Below are 22,152 nucleotides of genomic sequence, written 5' to 3'. Positions count from 1 at the left end.
TAGTATTTCGCCTGCCGAAATTCAAAGGAAAAGCCGGTTAATAATCAATTCTTCATATTGTTCGCTAAACCTTTTTTCTCTTTCCATTTGTTTATAAGTATGAGAACTGCTCTGTAAACTTTCAGGACTAGCCATTTGTATCAAGGAAAGATATTCTTCAACCAACTGATGTAAATTAGGCGATTGAAGCAGCGGAAATACATTTAACTGTAACCTTCCTTTTTCCACATATTTCTCTAAACAAGCTACTGCTTCCTCTATTTTATGCAAAAGACCTTCTTTCCATAAATAAAATTGCCACTCTAACGGATGACTTTTGAAAAGGGCCATATATCGAATGGGAATTCCCACCCATTCCGATAATAAAAATGGATTGTTCCCTGACTCATAGACATCACTTAAAAAAGGGTGATACCTCCCTTGTTGAAAATAAAGTTGCTTGTGAATCCATTGATGCTTTTGCTTTAGCCAATGAGCAAGGGAAAATGTTAAATTCGATGAAGGTTTGGAAAATAAAGGGGGGAAGGATAAACGAGAAAGCGGAATATTTTGTACAGAAGCTGTATATAACGAAGAAGAAAGCGGAGTCAGCCGTGAATAAAAAGTGCATATTTCTTTCTCTGGACAGTAAGCGAGAAGCCAGAAGCCAAAATCAGGTGAATATTGAATAAACAACCGATGGAATGCTGTCAATTTAAAATAGCCGCCTTGCCTTTTAATGGGCGGACCACCGTATATCCAAAAAGGTAAGTAGTCATTTTCAAGATAACCATTTGTCCTCTCTATAAATAGGTGCGTAGAAAGAGGTGAGCATTGAAATTCAATGGCAATTTTATTGGCAGCCAATATATCGGGCCGTTGAGAAAGCGAAGAAAGAAATGGCTCTAGCTGAGCTATGCTATTATGACTAATCCAAGCATACAAATCCGCCTTTCCTTTCAAATGACGTTCTGATTCACGTTCTGAAAAAGAGAAACAAGTAGAAGTGTGTTTATGGGCAAAATGGGGAATTTTAATCGCTCCTGCTTTAAAAATGACCGGACAACGACATTGAGGGCAGTAATATGAAGATTTCCTTAATAAATCCAATTGCTCCTGCGACTGCTTCTGTGCAAGATTAACTAGCTGTCCATTTGAGTCTAATGCAACAAGCATTCTTTTACTCACTCCTTATTTTTAGTCTATACATTAATATTCGACTTTTATTAATGAATTCCTGTTTAAAAAACCATATCAAAATATCCCCCATTGCTTGGAACAATAAAAAACGCTGATTTCAAATTGAAATCAGCGAACTTATTAATGAAAGTATTGACGGACGGTCTGGAATACATCTTTTTCCATTACACATGTTCCGTACTCTTGAAGTCTATGGATCGTCATTCCTGATTCATGAGTATATTCTAAAAGAATACTGAGTGTATCCTCAATATCCTCTTCGTCAAAATCTTCTTCATCAAATTCAACATACAAATAATATTTGTTATTAAAAGAATAGAGCTGCGTGAAGAGATCATCTAAATCTGAACGTTTACTCAACTGAATAATATCTTCAAAGTCATTAAATACGAGCAGAAACTCTAAAGCCGTCTCCTCCGTCTCTTCTTCATTGACAGTAAAGTGTTCATCCAAAAATTCTTCAAGACGGTCATCTACCGGAAAATCCCGATATTTATCTCCAGGAAGCGGCAGTTCAATACGCTGTCCATCTTTCGTTAAATTAGCTCGAGTGACTAAAATTTCTAATCCCTTATCTAAAGCTTGAACTTGAATCCACAGCGGCCCATCGACAGTAAATCCTTCTTCGTCGTGAATTTCCTCCATCATATCCCAGAAAAGCTCTTCACTGCGATCGCGATTATACCAAATCTCATCACGATCAAAGCCTCTCTCCTCTATATCAACGTAAGAAATGTAGAACTTAACTGTGTGATCATTAATGCGCTCAATTTCCATAACTACCTCTCCCTTCCGTCTAAGGGTACTTGAGGATTCCCCCTTATTATTAGGCATTTCCCACAATGCCTTGGTGATATACATTCACCTTATAATTATTGTATGACAAAAGAGCCATAAAAGAAAATATAAAGATTAGAAAAATATTGATGTGTGGCAATTCTATCTGAATCTTTTCATTATTTCAAGAGAAATTATTAAAAAAATAAAAACCCTCACACAATCGCATGAGGGATTTTATCCATGTTAGTTGACCAACCGCTGAGCTTCCAAAAGTTGAAATGTGCGAACTTTTCTTGGAAGGAAACGACGAATTTCATCCTCGTTATAGCCGACTTGCAATCGTTTTTCATCCATAATAATCGGACGGCGCAACAATCCTGGATTGTTTTGAATTAATTCAAACAAATCTTGCAACGGCAACATCTCAAGATCCACATTTAATTTTTGAAAGATCTTAGAGCGAGTCGAAATGATTTCGTCCGTACCATCTTCAGTCATTCTCAATATTCCTTTAATTTCTTCGATGCTCAAAGGCTCAGAAAAAATATTTCTTTCAACGTAAGGAATTTCATGTTCTTCTAACCATGCTTTCGCTTTACGGCATGAAGTACAACTAGGTGATGTATATAGAGTAACCATTCCTCAATCACACTCCTTAAAAATAAAATATAATACCAGTTGTTTATCATGAGGAATCTTCGTTCATACAGATTTCTAAATCAAATCTTTAAACAAGGCTACGATATGTATTATACCATGAACAGAAGATTGTTGAATATACTTTTCATTACTTTGTAATAATAATTTTAAAAGATATGTGTATTGCTATTAATATACATGTACCCTAAACAGAAGAAAGTTAAACATTTACACATCAATTTTTTCATTTATTTTGCCTAAATGATAGTTGTCATTTCAATCATTGTTGAATCAGCCATGCAAAACAGCCATCTTGACATTTTTTTAATATATTATCTTTCTGCTCTTGCTGAATGAAAGCAAAAAGTTCCCCACACCTTTCTCCATCTTTCTATTTATAAACAAGACGATACGTTTTCACGAAAAAAAAGCAGCCTAATGATCAACATCATCGGACTGCTTTTCAACTTATTTATAAGATTCTTGATACATCTTCATTTCTTTTTCTGAACAATAAACAAAATGACCAGGTGCAATTTCTCGCATTTGCACATCATCTGCTTCTGTATACTGATGCACGCTCGGATTATACGTTTTTCTCACTCTATTTCTCTCATAGTCCGGATCCGGCAGTGGAATCGCTGATAGAAGGGATTGCGTGTAAGGATGAAGTGGTTTTTCATATAGCACATCACTTGGCGCCAGCTCCACTAGTTTACCGAAATACATAACACCAATCCGGTCGCTAATATATTTCACCATTGATAAATCATGGGCAATAAATAAATATGTTAATCCTTTTTCTTTTTGCAGCTTTTGCAGTAAGTTGACAACTTGTGCTTGAATCGATACATCGAGTGCCGAGATTGGTTCATCGGCAATGATGAAATCCGGTTCAACAGCTAAAGCGCGAGCAATTCCTAAACGTTGACGTTGACCGCCAGAGAACTCATGAGGATAACGATTCGCATGTTCCCGATTCAATCCAACCGTTTCAAGTAGCTCATACACTTTCTCTAGACGCTCTTTTTTCGTCTTTGCTAACCCATGAATATCAATGCCTTCCGCAATAATATCTGCTACTTTCATGCGCGGATTCAGTGAAGCATAAGGGTCTTGGAAAATCATTTGCATTTTTCGGTTGAATTGCTTTAACTCTGATTTAGATTTTTTGCCATGAACATCTTTGCCGTCAAACAGCACTTGACCGTCAGTTGCATCATATAGGCGGATAATGGTACGACCAGTTGTTGATTTTCCGCAGCCTGATTCTCCTACAAGCCCAAGCGTTTCACCACGGTAAATATCAAAGGAAACATCATCTACGGCTTTCACCATGTTCGGCTTACCTTCGTTAAAGTATTGTTTTAGATTTTTAATTTCTAATAATTTTTCAGCCATCTTAGCGTGCCTCCTCAAACAATACAGGCTTATCATAATTGCCCGGCATTGGACGCCTTTGCTGTTGCACCATTAACGGCGGCTCAACCGCAGGCGCGTCAGGATGCAACAGCCAAGATTTCACAAAATGAGTATCAGACACCTTATAAATTGGTGGTTCTTGCTCAAAGTCAATTTTCAAGGCGTAATCACTCCGAAGGGCAAACGCATCCCCTTTCGGTGGATTTAATAAGTCTGGTGGTGTCCCTGGAATAGCATACAATTGCGTTTCTTCCGATGTTTCTAAGCTCGGCATAGAGGAAAGCAGTCCCCACGTATATGGATGACGCGGATCGTAAAATATTTCATCTACTGTTCCTGTCTCAACAATTTGTCCCCCATACATGACTGCTACTCGGTCAGCCACATTGGCCACAACACCGAGATCATGGGTAATAAAAATAATGGATGTATCAATCTTCTTCTGTAAATCTTTCATTAACTCTAAAATTTGCGCTTGAATCGTTACGTCAAGAGCGGTTGTCGGTTCGTCAGCAATTAAAATCTTCGGGTTACAGGCAAGAGCAATCGCAATAACGACACGTTGGCGCTGACCGCCAGAAAATTGATGCGGATATTGCTTCATTCGTCCCTCTGGATTCGGAAGGCCCACAAGGCTTAATAGCTCGACCGCTCGTTTTCTCGCTGCATCCCTGCTCATCTTTTGATGTTTAATGAGCGGCTCCATGACTTGTTTTCCAACCATCATTGTTGGATTCAATGAAGTCATTGGATCTTGGAAAATCATTGAGATTTCTTTCCCGCGAATCTTCTCCATTTCCTTCTCAGACACTTTCACTAAATCCTTGCCTTCAAACAGCATGTGTCCTTCTTTAATCCGCCCTGGCGGATTTGGAATCAATCTCATTAACGCTTTCGTCGTTACAGACTTTCCAGAGCCTGATTCACCTACGATCGCTAATGTCTCTCCTTTTGTTAAATGAAAGTCTACACCGCGCACAGCTTTCACTTCACCCGCATGCGTATCAAAGGAGACATGCAGATTTTTCACATCAAGTACTTTATCCATTGTTGTTTTCTCCTTTCCTTCTATTATTTACGCATTTTCGGATCGAGTGCATCTCGCAATCCATCAGCTAGTAAGTTAAAGCTTAAAATCAACATACTGATGACAATTGATGGAACGAGTAACATATGCGGATAAACTTGTAATGATTTAAATCCATCATTTACCAACGAACCAAGTGAAGCTTCCGGCGGTAAAATCCCTAGACCAATAAAGCTTAAGAACGCCTCTGTGAAAATCGCGCTTGGAATCGTAAACATCGTTGTGACGATAATTGGCCCCATCACGTTTGGCATTAAATGTCTCCAAATTAAACGGCTGTTAGACGCACCTAGCGTTCGTGAAGCTAATACAAATTCTTGATTTTTTAATTTTAAAAATTGTCCACGTACAATCCTTGCCATACTGACCCAACCAGTGATAACCATCGCCATCGTGATCGAGAAAATACCCGGTTCAAACACGAGAATAAATAGAATAACAACAATTAAATGAGGAATTCCCACTAGAATTTCAATAATCCGTTGCATAATGCTATCTACTCGTCCGCCGTAAAAACCTGAAATACCTCCGTAAGCAATTCCAATTATCAAGTCAATGACAGCTGCGAGCACTCCGATGTAAATCGAAATACGTGTTCCATACCAAGTTCTTGTCCATAAATCACGTCCTAAATCATCTGTCCCGAACCAGTAATATTCTTTTACACCTTTTGCTTCATACATATCAAAGCCGTCTTTATCTTTTCCGTCAAATGGCAACCAACTAACATTTTCAAGCCCTGGCACTTTCGGTGGCAGTTTTGCATGAGCAATGTTTTGCTGTTTATATGTGTATTTGTTCATTGAAGGTCCGAAAATGGCCATAAATGAAATAAAGATAATTAAAATAAGACCGACGATAGCCCCTTTATTTCCTTTTAATCGCAACCAAGAATCTTGCCAAAAATTTAAGCTTGGTCGGCTAATTTTCTCAGCCTCATTCTCACGTCTATCCGCAGGCTGGAAAAGGTCGTTAGAAAGTTGATCGTTCGTTTGTAATTTGTCCATGTTCATCATTTCTTCCCTCCACTTATACGGATACGTGGATCGATCACTCCATATAGAATATCAACAACAAAGACAACAAAAATAAATAGTACACTATAGAAAATTGTAACACCCATAATTACAGTAAAGTCATTCGTCATAATTGAACGAACGAATTGATCTCCTAAACCCGGAATACCGAAGATACGTTCGATAACAAGCGAACCAGTCATAATATTAACAGCAAGCGGGCCAAGTAATGTAATAATAGGAATCAATGCATTACGAAGAGCATGCTTTATCATAATTCCCGTTGAACTAATTCCTTTGGCACGAGCCAGCATAATATAATCAGAATTTAATACTTCCAGTAATTCTGAACGCATATAACGGGCAACCGTCGCAATAACAAATACCGATAAAGCAATCGTTGGTAACACCGTATAAGAGAAGCCTTCCCATCCTAGAACTGGGAACATATCCAGTTGAACGGCTAAATAGTATTGTAAAAATCCAGCAAATACAAACGATGGAATCGAAATGCCGATAACAGCAAATGTCGTCGCCGCATAATCAACCATCGTATTATGCTTTAAGGCGGCTAATAATCCTAAAATAATACCAACCACTGTCCCTAAAAGAATCGCTTGGAAACCTAAATAGGCAGAGGGACCAATACGTTCAGCAACCATCGTTGAAACAGGACGGTTATCGTATTGGAATGACAAACCTAAATCTCCTTGGAATAAGCCTGTCATATAATTGACGTATTGAACGGGAAGAGGATCATTGAGTCCATATTTATCAAGAATAATTTGTTGTTGCTCTGGAGAAAGCTTTTCTTGATTTGTTAATGGAGACCCAGGAAGAAGTTTCATTAAGAAGAAAGTGATCGTTGCAATGATCAGCAAAGTGATTAGCATATAAAATAAACGTTTCAGCGCGTATTTTAACACTTTTGAACCCTCCTTTACTCATTAGTAATATTTTTATTATTTTCGATTAATTCTGATAAATATCGCCCAATCAGGGAAAAAGGAGAGCATATGCTTGTTGTTTGAGCATATACCCTCCCTTTTATATATTTACAATGTTCTTACTGAACTTCTGCCCATTTGTAGGAATAATCTCCACCAGCATTGTGAAGAAGAATACCTTTTACGTTTGGACGTTGTAAGTAAGCACGCGCTCTTTGATACATTGGAGCAATCGCTGCGTCATCTTCTAACAAGATTTTCTCAGCTTTCAAGAAATTATCCCAACGTTTCTCAGGCTCCATTACAAGAGTTGTTTTTGCTTCTTGAATTAACTTATCATACTCTGGATTTGAATAACCTTGTTGGTTATGAGCTCCACCTGTGACGAACATATCAAGGAATGTCATCGGATCAATGTAATCTGGACCCCATCCACCGATAGAGAAGTCATAATTCATTTTTGTTTCAAGATCTAATTTTTGCTTAAATGGTTGTTGCTTAATTTTCACTGTTAAGCCATCTAAATTCGATTCAAGTTGCTCTTTCAAATATTCGCCAACTTTTTTAGACACATCGTCATCATAATTCAATAACTCTAAAGTAACTTGATCTTTGCCAATTGCTTTTTTCGCTTTTTTCCAATGTTCTTTTGCTTTCTTCAAATCTGTTGCTAAATATTTACCGCCCTCTTCACGGAAATCTTTTCCTTTTGGACCTTGGACGAAGTTAGCAGGTACAAAGTAATCAGCTGGTACAGATCCGTTGTTTAGAATAACATCTGTAACGCCTTTTTTGTCATAGCCCATTGCGATCGCTTTACGAGCATCTACATTTTTCAATACATCATTAGACGTTTGGTTTAAACGTAGGAAGAAAACTGACGCTTGTTTATGCGTAAAGAATCCTTCATTTTCTTTATACTTGTCCACAAATTCAGATGAAAGAATGACACGGTCCGCGTCTCCGCTTTCATATAAGTTCACTTGTGCTTGTGTGTCTTTTACAATTTTTGTGTTGATTGTTTCAAGTTTTACTGTGTCTGCATCCCAGTATTCAGGGTTTTTCGTCATAACGAACTTGTCTTCATGCTTCCATTGAGATAGTGTGAATGGTCCGTTATAAAGAGTTGTGTTTGCCTCTAAACCGAATTTATCGCCTTGTTCAGTAACAAACTTCTCATTTTGTGGCATGAAAATTCCGAATGCTGTTAACTCTTTTAAATAAGGAATGGCGTTTTCTAATTGAACTTCTAATGTTTTCTCATCTACTGCTTTCACCCCAAGCTCTTCTGGCTTCATTTTGCCTTCGTTAACCGCTTGAGCATTTTTGATATCATACATAATGTAAGCGTATTCAGCAGCAGTATCTGGATTTAACGCTCGTCTCCAAGCAAATACGAAGTCATTCGCAGTGACGGGATCTCCATTAGACCATTTAGCATCTCTTAATTTAAACGTCCACGTTTTACCGTCTTCGCTAATTGTTGGTTCGCCTTCAGCAATCCCTTCAACCGCTTTATCGTTTTCTCCTAAACGGTAAAGTCCTTCCATTGTATTGTTCATAACAATAAAAGAAACAGCATCTGTTGCTAAAGCAGAATCTAGAGATGGAATATCTTGTGTTTCAACTAAATTTAATACGTTTTTATTCTTGCTCGTTGTCTTTTCTCCTTCTGTGCTTTCCTTCTTTTCACCGCCGCCGCAAGCAGCTAGAAAAGTGCTCATTGCGAGCAGAAGCACAAGAAAAAGAGCTGTACTTTTTTTCTTCATCTAGTAACCCCCTCACTGATAATATCTTCCTGATTATTCAGAAGATTTCATAACTAATTATAAACCATCTTAACTTTTTTGCAATAATTATTTTATATTTTATTTACAATGTTGTCACAATTCAATACTTTTTTTGTTTTTTTTATTAGTTCTTCAGTAGCATAAGCTTTATATTTTAATTGAATAACTATTCACCGCGTTAAAGCGCTTTCTTTTTTCGATTATTACGAATATTTTATCTTTGTTATTGTTTTATATATATAATAATAATGTAAAATATATCGTAACATATATAGGTTCAACTTGTTAGATCAACATAAGAGTGTTTATTTGGATACGCTGTTGATTTTTGGCTAGATAGGATGTAATGATGTCGGAATTAGCTCTTTGCTATATAAAGTTGAATAAATAGCTGCTTTTAGCTATAATTCTGTTGGCTTATATGAAAAGAAAATAGGTGACTGCTTTGACAAAGTTTCTTCGATTATCTCTTATCATTATTGGTATAAATGTCATTTTCCCAATATTACTGTCATTGTTTTCGGTGAATTTCTCCAAAAGTCTTATAGATTATTCTTTCTTTTTCTCTCTGATCAGTTTAACAGTGGGGGCTAGTTTATTCGTCATTGAAGGAGGATTCTTTAACGGAATTCGTTATAGCTTCAAAAAAGTGAGAAAGTCATCGAAGGAAGGCGAATATATAGCTAGCTTTGATGATTTAGATGACACAAAAGAAGTTTATGAAGAATATCCTAAAAAGAGAGTGTTTATTTGGACATATCCGCTTTTAGCTGGCGGAGGCATTGTTGCTCTTGCTTCGTTTATTGCAGCATTTGTCATAAGCTAAACCATTTGTTCTCTTGACTCCATTTTTTGTTTCATTTATAATCGGGGCACATCATATTTGAAGCGTGTAAGAAAGAAGAGTACAAATAGAAGCTGGTTATCAGAGAGCCTGCGTTGGTGTGAGCAGGTAACCACACTGTTTGGAATGGGCTTTTCGATGCTCCTTTTGCGAACGTATACAGTAGCAAAACGGCGTATTCCATGCGTTAAATGGCTAAAAGAGGCTTAGCAGCAGCTTAAGCAACTTAGGGTGGCACCGCGGATATAACCATTCGTCCCTATTTGGGATGGATGGTTTTTTTATGTTTATTTTTAATTGCTTAAACAAGGAGAGAGATTTAATGGAAAATATTTTTTCAGGCATTCAGCCGAGTGGAACCATTACGTTAGGAAATTACATTGGAGCGATGAAACAATTTACGGAACTGCAAGATGATTATAATTGTTACTTCTGTATCGTAGATCAACATGCGATCACTGTACCACAAGATCGCTTACAGCTTCGCAAAAATATTCGCAGCTTAGCGGCTCTGTATCTTGCTGTTGGTATTGATCCTGAGAAAGCGACTTTATTTATTCAGTCGGAGGTACCGGCTCATGCTCAAGCCGGTTGGATGCTTCAATGTGTAGCTTACATCGGTGAACTTGAGCGCATGACACAATTCAAAGACAAATCATCAGGAAAAGAAGCGGTTGTTGCTGGTTTATTAACGTATCCGCCACTAATGGCCGCTGATATTTTATTATACAACACGCATTTAGTCCCTGTTGGTGAAGACCAAAAGCAGCATCTTGAACTTACACGTGATTTAGCGGAGAGATTTAATCGCAAATACAATGACATTTTCACAATGCCAGAAGTACGTATTCCAAAAGCGGGAGCACGCGTTATGTCCCTTCAAGATCCAACGAAGAAAATGAGCAAGTCCGATCCAAACTCTAAAGCATTTATTACGCTATTAGATGAACCAAAACAAATCGAAAAGAAAATCAAAAGCGCCGTTACTGATTCAGAAGGCGTTGTCAAATTTGATAAGGAAAACAAACCTGGTGTGTCTAATTTGCTTTCCATCTATTCTGTTTTAGAACAAGTCTCCATTGAAGAGCTTGAACAACGTTATGAAGGAAAAGGCTACGGCGAGTTTAAAGGAGATTTAGCAGAAGTCGTTGTTCGCCATCTTGAACCAATCCAAAAGCGTTATTATGAATTAATTGATTCAGAAGAACTGGATTTCATCCTTGATGAAGGGGCAGCAAAAGCTAATAAAGCAGCTTCAAAAATGATCAAAAAAATGGAAAACGCCATGGGACTTGGTAGAAAAAGAAAGTAACATTAAAAGCGGAAGGCGCTGTCTAGCAACGTACAAAAGACTGAATCCGAACCGATTCAGTCTTTTATGTTTATTGATTGCTTGATTGATTAATTTTTGAAGCGTGCTCTACTTCCCATAATTTCTCAAAAAAAGCTTGTCCTTTAATGAGGTTTTCGCATAAGCGATAATGCTGTTTCGACCAGCCTGCCTTTGCTTCTTGGTGAAAAGCTTTCTTTACTTCTTCAAAGTCCATTGATTGAATATCTTCATATTTATCAGGTGCCCACTCAGTATACCAATAACGAATTTCGGCTGAATTTTTTGATGAAAACAGCTGGTCTAAAGCCATGAACAACAATTGTTTCAACTGTCTTTCTTTACGAGTGAGCCCCTTCATATTTATCGGATCAATGGATAAAATATGATATTGTTTTTCTTCTAAAGCGACTTCAAATTCGTACCTTTCAACCGGATGAACTTGAAACATTTCATATACAAGCTGCTCTTGCCGAGGGACTAGACGGCTTTTTCTAACAGGGATTGTATAGCCCATTGTATCAATGGCTAAAATCCCTTTTCCATCTGAAACAACAAAGCAATGCTCAAGTTGAATTCGTTCGTGATTTCTACGTAGAAAGGCTTTTTTTCTTACATCTTCAAGTAATTGCTTTGGCAATTCTGATAATTGATTTTCAATATAGTCAAATAATGACTCTTCGATTAAGACGACTGGCACTTGATCTAATAACTCAACAGCATCATCTTTACGCCACTCGTGAAAATGACATACGTTATAGCCATTCTCCTCTCCTTCAAACCAATTCACCCAGACATCATGAAGATACAACATAATGACCCTCCTCACTTCTTCATCTATTTGTCTTCAAGTATGGGCAAAATAAAGTAATATTATTCCTTCTAAGTCTATATTTTCTCAACTTTCCACTTCCCCGGGAAATAAAGAGATACGGCCATTAACACAAAACCAATAATAAATAAGTAGCATTCGGAACGTTCTAAAATAAAAGCAATATATTCTTTCAGCGTCCAACCAGCCGTTAATACATTTAAATACATAATACAGCTAACTCCCCCCAGAACCGAAAAACCAAAACCAATTAAAAAGAGCGCGAGACGAAAGGCCATTAGCTTCTTCCTTTATTTATTTTTTCTGCTTGTCCTATATGTATGATTAATTAATAAAAACATGCAAAAAAGAGATAACTAAAATGAAAGCTTTTAGTTATCTCTTTTTGTTATTATTTCTGGAATTTACGTAAGGCAATCGTCGCGTTATGACCGCCAAATCCTAAAGAGTTGCTAAGTGCCGCATGCACTTCTCTTTTTCGAGATTCATTTGGTGTATAGTCAAGATCACATTCCGGATCTGGAGTTTCATAATTAATCGTTGGTGGAATCATATCATGCTTAATCGCTAGCGCAGTAAAAATAGCTTCTACTCCACCAGCAGCTCCGAGTAAATGACCTGTCATTGATTTCGTTGAACTAATCGAAAGCTTCTTAGCATGATCGCCAAACACTTGCTTAATCGCCATCGTTTCAAATTGATCATTATAAGGCGTGCTTGTTCCATGTGCGTTAATATAATCAATTTTCTCTGGAGAAATACCACCGTCATCCAGCGCTATTTGCATCGCTCTAGCTCCACCTTCTCCACCTGGAGCCGGTGCGGTAATGTGGTGAGCATCTCCTGTTGAACCGTAACCAACAATTTCTGCATAAATTTTGGCCCCGCGTTTTAAGGCATGTTCAAGCTCTTCTAGCACAAGAATTCCCGCTCCTTCACCCATAACAAATCCATCGCGATTCGCATCAAACGGACGGCTTGCTGTCTTCGGATCTGGATTTGTAGAAAGAGCTGTATTCGCACAGAACCCTGCCATGGACATTTGCGTAATTGGCGCTTCACTTCCGCCTGTAATCATCGCATCCGCATCTCCACGCTGAATCACTTTAAATGCATCCCCAATAGAGTTTGTTCCTGTGGCACAAGCGGTTACTGTACAAGAGTTTACTCCTTTCGCTCCTAGATGAATCGACACTTGTCCCGTTGCCATATCCGGAATCATCATCGGCACGAAGAAAGGGCTGACACGGCGGTAGCCACGCTCTAAAAAGGTCTTAAACTGATTTTCAAAGGTTTCCATGCCGCCAATACCTGAACCTACCCAAACACCAATTCGTTCAGCATTCGTTTCATCAATGGTTAAGTCGGCATCCTGTACAGCCATCTTAGCAGCAGCGACGGCAAATTGGGTGAAGCGGTCCATTTTGCGCGCCTCTTTCTTGTCCATAAACTGTTCTGGATCAAAGTCATTAATTTCAGCGGCTACTTTTGCCGGATAATCATCAGGGTTCACTCGTGTTAACGGTTTAATACCGCTTACCCCGCTTAATACATTTGCCCATGCTTCTTCTACTGAACTTCCTACAGGAGAAACAATACCAAGTCCTGTAATGACTACTCTACGTTTTTCCATGTTCCCACTCCTCATATATTCATAAAAAATTTTTCGTTTTAACGTCCCCATCTCATGGCAATAGCTCCCCAAGTTAAGCCGCCGCCGAATCCTACCATGACTAGTAAATCGTCATCTTTAATTTTTCCTGCTTCCAGTTCCTCAACAAAAGTAAGCGGAATAGAAGCAGCTGATGTATTTCCATATTTATTAATTGTTACTGACATTTTTTCAATTGGCAAATCTAATCTTTGTCTAGCCGCTTCCATAATACGAATATTTGCTTGATGCGGCAAGAGGAAATCAACATCCTCTTTTTGCAATCCGGCTTTTTCTAGAACATTTACACAAGACTCTCCCATTTGACGAACAGCAAACTTAAAGACTTCTCGCCCGTTCATTTTAACATGCTCGTCTTGATATAAATGCTTGAAACCAGCACCATCTGCTCCAAGCTCAAAAGATAAAATTCCACGTCCCTCTGAAACTGGGCCAAGCACAGCCGCTCCGGCTCCATCACCAAATAATACAGCTGTATTGCGATCATTCCAATCTAGTATTCTAGACAGTTTCTCCACACCAACAACCAGGACATACTTATAAGCCCCAGTATCAACAAATTGCTTAGCTGTCACAATTCCATACATAAACCCTGTACAAGCCGCACTAATATCCATTGCTGCTGCTTGTTTCGCGCCAATTTGCTCCTGAATCATGCAGGCAACGGAAGGAAAAGCATGATCAGGCGTAACTGTAGCAACTATAATAAGATCAATTTCCTCGGGGGCAATGCCAGCTTGTTCAATCGCGTTTTTCGCGGCCTTCACCCCCATATGGGAGGTGTTTTCTTCCTCACCAGCAATTCTTCGTTCTTCTATTCCAGTCCGGGTCCGAATCCATTCGTCCGAAGTATCCATTACTTTCTCTAAATCAACATTCGTTACAACTTTCTCAGGCACATAGCGCCCCATTCCAAGAATACCAGTATTCATAAGGTTTTCCCTTCTTTCAACCTCTTTTTTAAGATGATATCAATTATTAAGACTTGGTACTAATATTACTGAAAACAGCTCTATTTTGCAATAGGGGGAATTTGTAGAGCGTCGTCGAGCGGTGAAAAAAGGGGGCGAAACTAATTTTCTCGTATTTCCATCTGATCACACCCAATTCGAAACTAATTCCTACGAAAAAAGAGCCTCCTTAAAAATACGGAAGGCTCTCTTATCATTAGTTACTTTCTTGAGCGTCTTTTTTCCCTAGTTCATACGCTTCATTCATCACTTTTAAAAACATACCCATAAACGGTTCCACAAGATCCATGGAAAATTCAATACCTGCTTCTTTTACCTTTTCCTGCGCCTCTGGAAGATATTTCATCGCGATTTGCATAAATTCTAGATTTTTATTTTCGTTCATTTGTTCTCCTCCTTTTTTCTTGGAAGTTTACCGGTTTCGATATAATGATCAATCTCTTGGTTAATTCTCTTCACAAAGCTTTTATCCAATATTGGGCTGAACTTACTTAATGACAGTACACCATCTTGAAAATCAAAATGAAGGTTTCCTGACTTCAAATTTCCTTCAACAAACTGAGTAGCAGCCAATAAATATAACTTATCCACATGCTGAACCGTACTGGTTAATACGGTTTCTTGTCCAAGGTCAGATTGATCAGAAACATAACCGATAGCGTACAATCCCTTTTCTTTTAATTTTTCAATAACAGGTACATTATACCCATCCCCCGCAGGATAAACAACATCTGCCTGCTGAGCAATAATTGGTTCTAGCAACGCCAGCGCTTTTTCTGAATCGTCCCAGTTTCCTACATACCGTGTAACAATATTAATATCCGGCCTTTCGAACTTCGCTCCATCAACAAAACCTTTGACTTCGGGCTGCCATTTATATGTAGCTAAAACGCCAATAGTACCCGTTTTCGAAGCATATGCGGCCGTCATTCCTCCAAAGAACCCCATCGCATGGGCTTCAAATTTTAAGCTTGTTGTATTCTTCTCTTTTGCATCACCATTAAAACTGACAAAGTGCATATTAGGATACTCAGGTGCAATTTTATTAAAATAATCAGCATATTCACTTCCATGACCAAAGACAAGGGTGACACCTTTATGATCAAACTCTTCTACCGCTCTTTCGACTAAAGCTTGGGAGTCTATTCCTTCTTTATAAAAAATCTCTGACCCGTATTGAGACTGGATCTTCATCATACCTTTGTAACCCTTTGTTCCCCAGACTTGATCATTGATCGTTTTCGGAACAAGTAATCCCACTTTTTTCAGTGCTTCTGCATCGTCATTTGTTTGGCACCCCACAGCAGCCGCTGACAAAAGAATGGTGAGTGCCATCAATAGTATTTTTCTTATCATATACTGGATACGCTCCTTCTAGATCGATCTCGCTCCTGTTTCTATCTTACTGTTATTTCGTAAGGAGAAAAAGAGAAATCTTTGATTGAGAACGGATAAAAATACGAATGAACGAAAATATCTCTTTATCGTGCTCTAATTTCTGTGCTAAGATTAGGGGTGAGTGACAAAAAGATTTTCGTTGAAGGAGGAAAAATTCGGTGCAATATATTATGACTTTCTTTTGGTCTTTCTTATTGATTCAAATGTTAAGTTACGTTGTTGGTTCCATGAACGGAGCGGCATTTACTTGGATGCCTGGTACCATCATTTCAATCATCGTAGCTGTTCTTCTATTTGTCATTTCTGCCCTTGTTCCAAACGATCCGGTAGAACATCATTAAGAATCGCATGATACAAAATAGGCTGCCCAACTACGGGACAGCCTTATTTTCATTTGACAGTCAGTTCATAATCAATTACATCAATAGTTGCTGTTTCATGAGCAGAAATCTTTCCAGCAATCATCTCTCGAGCGAGCTTTGTTTCGACTTGATGCTGAATAAAACGCTTTAATGGTCTTGCTCCATATACAGGGTCAAATCCTTCTCTGGCAATCAATTCTTTCGCCGCTTCTGTTACTTCTAATTTGATTTGCTGATCATCTAACCGTTTTCTTAAATCATTCAGCATTCGGTCAGCAATTCCTTTAATGTTCTCTAAACTTAACGGCTTAAATAACACGATATCATCGACCCGGTTCAAAAACTCTGGGCGGAAATGACGACGTAATTGCTGAAGGACTTGCTCTTTCGTTTCTTCTTGAATTTCTTCCGTATTTTCTTTTCGCTCTAGTAAAAATTCCGAGCCGATATTAGAAGTCATAATGACGACCGTGTTTTTACAATCAATTGTTCGGCCCTGGGAATCCGTAATGCGACCATCATCAAGCATTTGCAATAAAATATTAAATACTTCTGAATGCGCCTTTTCAATTTCATCGAGCAACACGACGGAATATGGTTTTCTTCGCAATGCTTCTGTGAGCTGTCCACCTTCTTCGTAACCAACGTACCCAGGAGGTGCTCCGATTAACCGGGAAACCGCATGCTTTTCCATGTATTCTGACATATCGATCCGAATCATTTGCTCTTCGCTGTCAAATAACGTATGAGCCAATGTTTTCGCTAATTCTGTCTTCCCCACCCCCGTTGGACCAAGGAAAATAAATGAGCCGATTGGGCGGTTTGGATCTTTAATGCCAGCGCGCGCCCGCAACACAGCATCACTGACTAGTTGAACCGCTTCATCTTGTCCCACAACACGCTCATGCATAATGCTCTCAAGACGCAATAGCTTCTCTCGCTCTCCTTCAACTAGCTTGGTCACAGGAATTCCCGTCCACCGAGAAACAATCGCTGCAATCTCCTCATCCGTCACTTCTTCTCGCAACAGTCGATGCTCATTATTTTCAGAGGCAACCATCGCTTTTTCCAACTCATGAAGCTCTTTCTCCATCATTGGAATTTTGCCGTGGCGCAGTTCCGCCGCTTTATTTAAATCGTAGCGATTTTCCGCATCTTCTAGCTCTCGTCTCAGTTTCTCAAGATATTCCCTTTTCTCCTGAACTCGCTGAATAGCTTCTTTCTCCGCTTCCCATCTTGCTCTCATTTCATTCGCTTTTTCTTTTAAAAGAACGAGTTCTTCTTGTAATTGCAGGAGACGATCTTTACTCGCTTGATCTTTCTCTTTCTTTAATGCTGCCTCTTCAATTTCAAGCTGCATCACACGGCGCGTCACTTCATCTAATTCACTCGGCATAGAATCAATCTCCGTCCGAATCATTGCACACGCTTCATCCACTAAATCAATCGCTTTATCCGGTAAGAAGCGATCAGTAATATAGCGATTGGATAATGTAGCCGCTGCCACAATCGCTCGGTCGTGAATATTCACGCCGTGGTGAATTTCAAATCGTTCCTTCAATCCTCGTAAAATTGAAATCGTGTCTTCCACTGTTGGTTCTTGTACAAGCACTTGCTGAAAGCGGCGTTCAAGTGCGGGATCTTTTTCAATGTATTTGCGATGTTCTTCTAGCGTGGTTGCTCCGATACAATGAAGCTCTCCACGCGCAAGCATTGGCTTTAGCATATTGCCAGCATCCATTGCTCCTTCCGTCTTTCCAGCGCCGACAATCGTATGGATTTCATCAATGAATAGCAAGATACGTCCATCACTTTTTTTCACTTCATTTAATACAGCTTTCAATCGTTCTTCAAATTCTCCGCGAAACTTAGCCCCAGCAATTAACGAACTCATATCTAATGAGAAAATCGTCTTATCTTTTAAGCCATCAGGCACATCTTTCCGAACGATTCGTTGCGCTAATCCTTCGACAATCGCTGTTTTCCCCACACCTGGTTCACCGATTAAAACAGGGTTATTTTTTGTCTTTCTTGAAAGAATACGGATCACATGACGAATTTCTTGATCACGGCCAATCACCGGGTCCAATTTCCCAGAGCGGACTTCCTCTACTAAATCGCGGCCATATTTACTTAATGCTTCATAACTAGCTTCCGGATGTGGTGATGTCACTTTTTGATTCCCCCTTATATCATGAACAGCCTTTTCTATTTTTTCCTTTGTTAATGTCTCTTTTGTTAAAAAGCGCTTGATGTCATAATCGTTTACACTTGCCAAAGCAAGGGCAATATGTTCAACAGACAAATAGTCATCTTTCCACGCCTCTTTAATACGGTTAGCAGCTTGTATTACATTTTGTGCAGAAACTGATAAATAGGCTCCATATTGTACATTTTCTCCTGAAATAACCGGCTTTTTCACCAGTTCACTTTTCAAAAAAGCTTTCCAGTTACCATCGCTGCTCCCTGCGCGTTCCATAATTCTCACTAATAAACTGTCGGGACGATTCACTAATGCTAGCAATAAGTGATGAAGATCGATTTCCGTATGTTCATGCTCTTTCGCCAATATTTGTGCATCAGCTAAACCTTGTTGCACAGAATGTGTCATCTGTTCAATATCCAATGTCCCCACCTCTTTTGACCTTTTTTGACCTTTTTCATAATTATATTTCTTTCACAATAGACTTGTAAAGTGATAAGCTAGTCACTAGGAGAAAAAAGGTTATTTTAACCAAAACGCTTTACAATTTCTTTAGTTTTAGTGTTCAATAAAAAAGTTAATGATGAGTTGGAGGGTGATAAACGTGAATGATGCTATTTTACTATTAAAATACTTACTATTAGGAATGTTTCAAGGGTTTACAGAACCGATTCCCATTTCCTCGAGCGGCCATTTGCAGCTAGCCAAACATTTTTTTGGCATTGAAATTAAAGGCTTAACGTTTGAATTAATGGTAAATACAGCTTCCTTACTTGCTGTTTTAATGATTTACCGTCAAGATATTATCCGCCTGGCTAGCAACGGCTTAAGCTATGTAAAAACAAAAAATCCAGACGACCGTTCTGAGTTTATGTTTATTATTTATTTAATAATCGCTACGATTCCAGCTGGAGTAATCGGTGTTGTGTTTGGAGATTTTATTGAAAACAAGCTTTCAAGCGTACGGACGGTCGCCATTACATTAATTATTACTGGTATCGCCTTATGGACCATTCGCAACTTGCGGGGGCGAAAAAACGATGGCGATATGAAACTGAAAGATGCATTAATCATCGGTTTCGCTCAAGCCATTGCTTTAATTCCGGGGATTAGCCGGTCTGGAGCTACCATTGTTGCAGCGATGGGGCTTGGGATGAAACAAGAAACGGCTCTTCGCTTTTCATTTTTGTTGTTTATCCCTGTCAGCTTAGGCGGCGCCATTTTAAGTTTTTCAGACATTTTAGCAGATCCTCAGCTTACGCAGCTGGCGATTCCTTATACGCTCGCCTTCATTGGCTCATTTGTCATGTCTTACTTTTCGTTAAAATGGTTTATGAACATTATGGCTCAAGGTAATTTAAAATATTTCGCCATCTACTGCTTTATCGTTGGACCACTTGTTCTTTTCCTTACATAGCAACCCAAAAGGGAGCCATCTTTACTCGGTTCCCCTTTTTCTATTTGCTTCCTTATCATTCAATCAGAAAATTCGTCAGCCTGTTTCTAAAGGAAAAATACTTTTTTTGTACCGCGGGTTGTTTATTACTTTTTTTACTATTAAAATGAGAGTAACTAAATTTGTTTATAGAAGGAGAGTTCAATGAACAGATGCCATTCTCTTTCAGAAAAGTTAACTAAACTATTTGAGGAAGAAAAGAGCGTGAAACTTTTCCGTAAAGGAGATTATTTATTCCAAGAAGCGACTGAAGCAAAAGAACTGTTCTTGCTATTAAGCGGGAAAATTCAAGTAAGCAAATTCTTTCCAGATGGACGTGAGCTGTCTTTGCGTATTTGTGGAAAAGGCGATATTCTCTTTGAATTTTCCGTTTTTTCTAGTAACGCGCAATATTTATCTAACGGAAAAATTTTAGAAAACGGCGAAGCGCTTGTGATGACGAAAAAACGCCTAGAAGAAGTGCTTTCCTCCGATCCTCAATTAATGATGAAATGGTTTGAATATACGCAACTAGATAACCAAAAAACACAATCAAAATTGCGTGATTTAATTATTCATGGAAAAAAGGGCGGAGTATATTCTACCCTCATTCGATTAAGCAATACATTTGGACAACAAACAGACGAAGGTATTCGTATAGATGTGACATTAACAAATCAAGAAATTGCTAATTTATGCGGCACATCACGCGAAGTCGTTAATCGTATGTTCAGCGAACTGCGAAAACAAAACATTATCTCCATCGAAAAGAGCCAGCTAATCATCCATGACCTTGACTATTTAAAAAAAACCATCGACTGCGAAAACTGCCCAATAGAAATATGCCAAATTGACTAATCAAAAGCGAAGGGCGCTTGGTTATCGGCGACAAGCAAATAAAAGGATGCAACTGCAAAATAGTTGCATCCTTTTATTGCGCCTAGCTCCTGTGCTCTTATTGAATACCCAGAGCAATTTTGGCATAGCGAGACATTTTGTCGCGAGTCCATGGCGGATTCCACACAATATTTACTTCCGCTTCTTTTACTTCTGGAATATCTGCCAGTGCGGCTTTGACTTGATCAACAATGACACCTGCTAGCGGACATCCCATTGCCGTTAAGGTCATCGTTACAATTGTCTTTCCACCCTCTTCCATATCAATATCATAAACAAGACCGAGATTGACAATGTCAATCCCTAGTTCTGGGTCGATGACTTGTTCAAGTGCCCCCATAATGTTATCTTTTAAATCTTGATCCATATCTTTTCCCTCCTCTTTCTATTTCACTATTTCTACTATAACAAAAGGAAGAAATAATTATCACCCTTGATGCTTATAATTATTGACAGTTTTAACATTGGACATATCGATTTATTAGAGCGTACACTAAAGAAGTAACTATATAGAGACAAGGAGAGTGCCGCTTGATGACTGAAAAACATTTAATTGTATTAGACTTAGATGGAACTTTGCTGACTGATGAAAAAACGATTTCTCCTCGAACAAAACAAGCGCTTCAAAAAGCAATGAAACAAGGGCACGAAGTCATGATTGCTACCGGCCGTCCTTATCGGTCAAGTGAACTTTATTATAAAGAGCTAGGTTTAACGACACCGATTGTTAACTTTAATGGCGCTTTCGTGCATCATCCGAGAAACAATGCTTGGGGAATGTACCACGAGCCGATGGATGTGAAAACAGCTATTGACATTGTGGAAGCTTGTCATGCATTTAATTTCCATAATATTGTTGCTGAAGTCATGGACAATTTATATTTCCATTATCATGACGAACGGCTAATTGATATCTTTAGTATCGGAAACCCCGGGGTGACAACAGGCGACCTTCGCCGAGTGTTAACTGAGCATCCTACTTGCATGTTAATTCACGCTGTGGAAGAACATGTACCTAGTATTCGCAAGCATTTAAGTGATGTCCATGCCGAGATGATTGACCATCGCCGTTGGGGAGCGCCTTGGCATGTCATTGAACTAGTGAAAGCTGGTCTGAATAAAGCAGTCGGTATTCAACGGGCAGCAGCGGATCTTCATATTCCAAAAGAACGAATCATTGCTTTTGGTGATGAAGATAACGACTTAGAAATGATTGAATACGCAGGAATTGGTGTAGCCATGGGAAATGGCATCGACCCATTAAAAAATATTGCTAACGAAGTAACTTTAACAAACCAAGAAGATGGTATTGCTATCTTTTTAGAAGAAAGACTTAGCCTGTAAAATA

22 protein-coding genes and 1 other annotated feature are annotated in these 22,152 nt (G+C 38.8%); of the genes, 6 read left to right on the top strand and 16 right to left on the bottom strand.

Annotated elements, in window-relative coordinates; genetic code table 11:
* Positions 1 to 21 precede the first annotated feature (21 nt).
* The 8 genes from IRB43_RS14465 to IRB43_RS14430 all read right to left on the bottom strand — a co-directional run bounded on the left by IRB43_RS14465 (position 22) and on the right by IRB43_RS14430 (position 8,839).
* On the bottom strand, positions 22 to 1,155 hold the full coding sequence (locus IRB43_RS14465; protein WP_203364196.1) for a competence protein CoiA: 1,134 nt from the start codon (positions 1,153 to 1,155) through the stop codon (positions 22 to 24).
* A 144-nt stretch (positions 1,156 to 1,299) separates the two neighbouring features.
* Positions 1,300 to 1,956: an adaptor protein MecA gene (gene mecA, locus IRB43_RS14460; protein WP_203364195.1), complete on the bottom strand. Its 657-nt coding sequence runs from the start codon at positions 1,954 to 1,956 to the stop codon at positions 1,300 to 1,302.
* Positions 1,957 to 2,202: 246 nt separating this feature from the next.
* Entirely contained in the window at positions 2,203 to 2,598 is a 396-nt protein-coding gene (gene spxA / locus IRB43_RS14455) for a transcriptional regulator SpxA (RefSeq protein WP_095479844.1), read from the bottom strand.
* A 468-nt stretch (positions 2,599 to 3,066) separates the two neighbouring features.
* Positions 3,067 to 3,999 (bottom strand): ABC transporter ATP-binding protein, encoded by a 933-nt coding sequence (locus IRB43_RS14450; RefSeq protein WP_203364194.1) that lies wholly within the window; start codon positions 3,997 to 3,999, stop codon positions 3,067 to 3,069.
* 1 nt (position 4,000) lies between these two features.
* Complete coding sequence (locus tag IRB43_RS14445; protein ID WP_203364193.1) at positions 4,001 to 5,068, bottom strand: ABC transporter ATP-binding protein; 1,068 nt, start codon at positions 5,066 to 5,068, stop codon at positions 4,001 to 4,003.
* Positions 5,069 to 5,091: 23 nt separating this feature from the next.
* The gene (opp3C, locus tag IRB43_RS14440) at positions 5,092 to 6,114 is read right to left on the bottom strand and encodes an oligopeptide ABC transporter permease (RefSeq protein WP_203364215.1); all 1,023 of its coding nucleotides are present in this window, start codon (positions 6,112 to 6,114) and stop codon (positions 5,092 to 5,094) included.
* Positions 6,115 to 6,119: 5 nt separating this feature from the next.
* Positions 6,120 to 7,049, bottom strand: coding sequence for an oligopeptide ABC transporter permease (opp3b, locus tag IRB43_RS14435; RefSeq protein ID WP_203364192.1), 930 nt, complete (start codon positions 7,047 to 7,049; stop codon positions 6,120 to 6,122).
* Positions 7,050 to 7,189: 140 nt separating this feature from the next.
* Positions 7,190 to 8,839: a peptide ABC transporter substrate-binding protein gene (locus IRB43_RS14430; protein ID WP_203364191.1), complete on the bottom strand. Its 1,650-nt coding sequence runs from the start codon at positions 8,837 to 8,839 to the stop codon at positions 7,190 to 7,192.
* A 466-nt stretch (positions 8,840 to 9,305) separates the two neighbouring features.
* Here IRB43_RS14430 and IRB43_RS14425 point away from each other — a divergent pair, with 466 nt between their 5' ends.
* Complete coding sequence (locus tag IRB43_RS14425; protein ID WP_203364190.1) at positions 9,306 to 9,686, top strand: DUF3899 domain-containing protein; 381 nt, start codon at positions 9,306 to 9,308, stop codon at positions 9,684 to 9,686.
* Positions 9,687 to 9,743: 57 nt separating this feature from the next.
* Positions 9,744 to 9,968, top strand: a binding site (T-box leader).
* Between the two features lie 19 nt (positions 9,969 to 9,987).
* Positions 9,988 to 11,016 (top strand): tryptophan--tRNA ligase, encoded by a 1,029-nt coding sequence (gene trpS / locus IRB43_RS14420; RefSeq protein WP_203364189.1) that lies wholly within the window; start codon positions 9,988 to 9,990, stop codon positions 11,014 to 11,016.
* A 70-nt stretch (positions 11,017 to 11,086) separates the two neighbouring features.
* On the opposite strand, the gene IRB43_RS14415 is transcribed toward trpS, so the two are convergent.
* From IRB43_RS14415 to IRB43_RS14390, 6 genes are all read right to left on the bottom strand, one after another.
* Positions 11,087 to 11,848 carry a YjbA family protein gene (locus IRB43_RS14415; protein WP_203364188.1) on the bottom strand — a complete coding sequence of 254 codons (762 nt, stop codon included), beginning with the start codon at positions 11,846 to 11,848 and terminating at the stop codon, positions 11,087 to 11,089.
* A 74-nt stretch (positions 11,849 to 11,922) separates the two neighbouring features.
* Complete coding sequence (locus IRB43_RS14410) at positions 11,923 to 12,144, bottom strand: YuzI family membrane protein (RefSeq protein WP_203364187.1); 222 nt, start codon at positions 12,142 to 12,144, stop codon at positions 11,923 to 11,925.
* A 113-nt stretch (positions 12,145 to 12,257) separates the two neighbouring features.
* Positions 12,258 to 13,499 (bottom strand): beta-ketoacyl-ACP synthase II, encoded by a 1,242-nt coding sequence (fabF, locus tag IRB43_RS14405; protein ID WP_203364186.1) that lies wholly within the window; start codon positions 13,497 to 13,499, stop codon positions 12,258 to 12,260.
* Positions 13,500 to 13,537: 38 nt separating this feature from the next.
* Positions 13,538 to 14,470, bottom strand: coding sequence for a beta-ketoacyl-ACP synthase III (locus IRB43_RS14400; protein ID WP_203364185.1), 933 nt, complete (start codon positions 14,468 to 14,470; stop codon positions 13,538 to 13,540).
* Between the two features lie 235 nt (positions 14,471 to 14,705).
* Positions 14,706 to 14,894, bottom strand: a complete 189-nt coding sequence (locus IRB43_RS14395) for a ComZ family protein (RefSeq protein WP_203364184.1) — start codon at positions 14,892 to 14,894, stop codon at positions 14,706 to 14,708.
* Positions 14,891 to 15,865 (bottom strand): BMP family ABC transporter substrate-binding protein, encoded by a 975-nt coding sequence (locus IRB43_RS14390; RefSeq protein ID WP_203364183.1) that lies wholly within the window; start codon positions 15,863 to 15,865, stop codon positions 14,891 to 14,893. The genes IRB43_RS14395 and IRB43_RS14390 overlap by 4 nt, the downstream gene beginning before the upstream one ends.
* 200 nt (positions 15,866 to 16,065) lie before the next feature.
* Between IRB43_RS14390 and IRB43_RS14385 the strand changes: the two genes are divergently transcribed.
* Entirely contained in the window at positions 16,066 to 16,248 is a 183-nt protein-coding gene (locus IRB43_RS14385) for a DUF2929 family protein (protein WP_203364182.1), read from the top strand.
* A gap of 49 nt (positions 16,249 to 16,297) precedes the next feature.
* Here IRB43_RS14385 and clpB read toward each other — a convergent pair whose 3' ends face one another.
* On the bottom strand, positions 16,298 to 18,895 hold the full coding sequence (gene clpB / locus IRB43_RS14380; RefSeq protein ID WP_238942024.1) for an ATP-dependent chaperone ClpB: 2,598 nt from the start codon (positions 18,893 to 18,895) through the stop codon (positions 16,298 to 16,300).
* 223 nt (positions 18,896 to 19,118) lie between these two features.
* Here clpB and IRB43_RS14375 point away from each other — a divergent pair, with 223 nt between their 5' ends.
* Complete coding sequence (locus tag IRB43_RS14375; RefSeq protein WP_238942033.1) at positions 19,119 to 19,889, top strand: undecaprenyl-diphosphate phosphatase; 771 nt, start codon at positions 19,119 to 19,121, stop codon at positions 19,887 to 19,889.
* Positions 19,890 to 20,072: 183 nt separating this feature from the next.
* Positions 20,073 to 20,765: a Crp/Fnr family transcriptional regulator gene (locus tag IRB43_RS14370; protein ID WP_203364180.1), complete on the top strand. Its 693-nt coding sequence runs from the start codon at positions 20,073 to 20,075 to the stop codon at positions 20,763 to 20,765.
* Positions 20,766 to 20,862: 97 nt separating this feature from the next.
* Here the strand turns inward: IRB43_RS14370 and IRB43_RS14365 are convergent, their stop codons facing one another.
* Entirely contained in the window at positions 20,863 to 21,171 is a 309-nt protein-coding gene (locus IRB43_RS14365; protein ID WP_203364179.1) for a metal-sulfur cluster assembly factor, read from the bottom strand.
* A gap of 167 nt (positions 21,172 to 21,338) precedes the next feature.
* Between IRB43_RS14365 and IRB43_RS14360 the strand changes: the two genes are divergently transcribed.
* On the top strand, positions 21,339 to 22,148 hold the full coding sequence (locus IRB43_RS14360) for a Cof-type HAD-IIB family hydrolase (protein ID WP_203364178.1): 810 nt from the start codon (positions 21,339 to 21,341) through the stop codon (positions 22,146 to 22,148).
* The last annotated feature ends 4 nt before the right edge of the window (positions 22,149 to 22,152 follow it).

This window comes from Bacillus sp. REN10, from assembly GCF_016820555.1.
Lineage (GTDB): Bacteria > Bacillota > Bacilli > Bacillales > Domibacillaceae > Bacillus_CE.
Note: the sequence above shows the minus strand (reverse complement) of the source record. Positions and strands in the feature narration are given on the sequence as shown.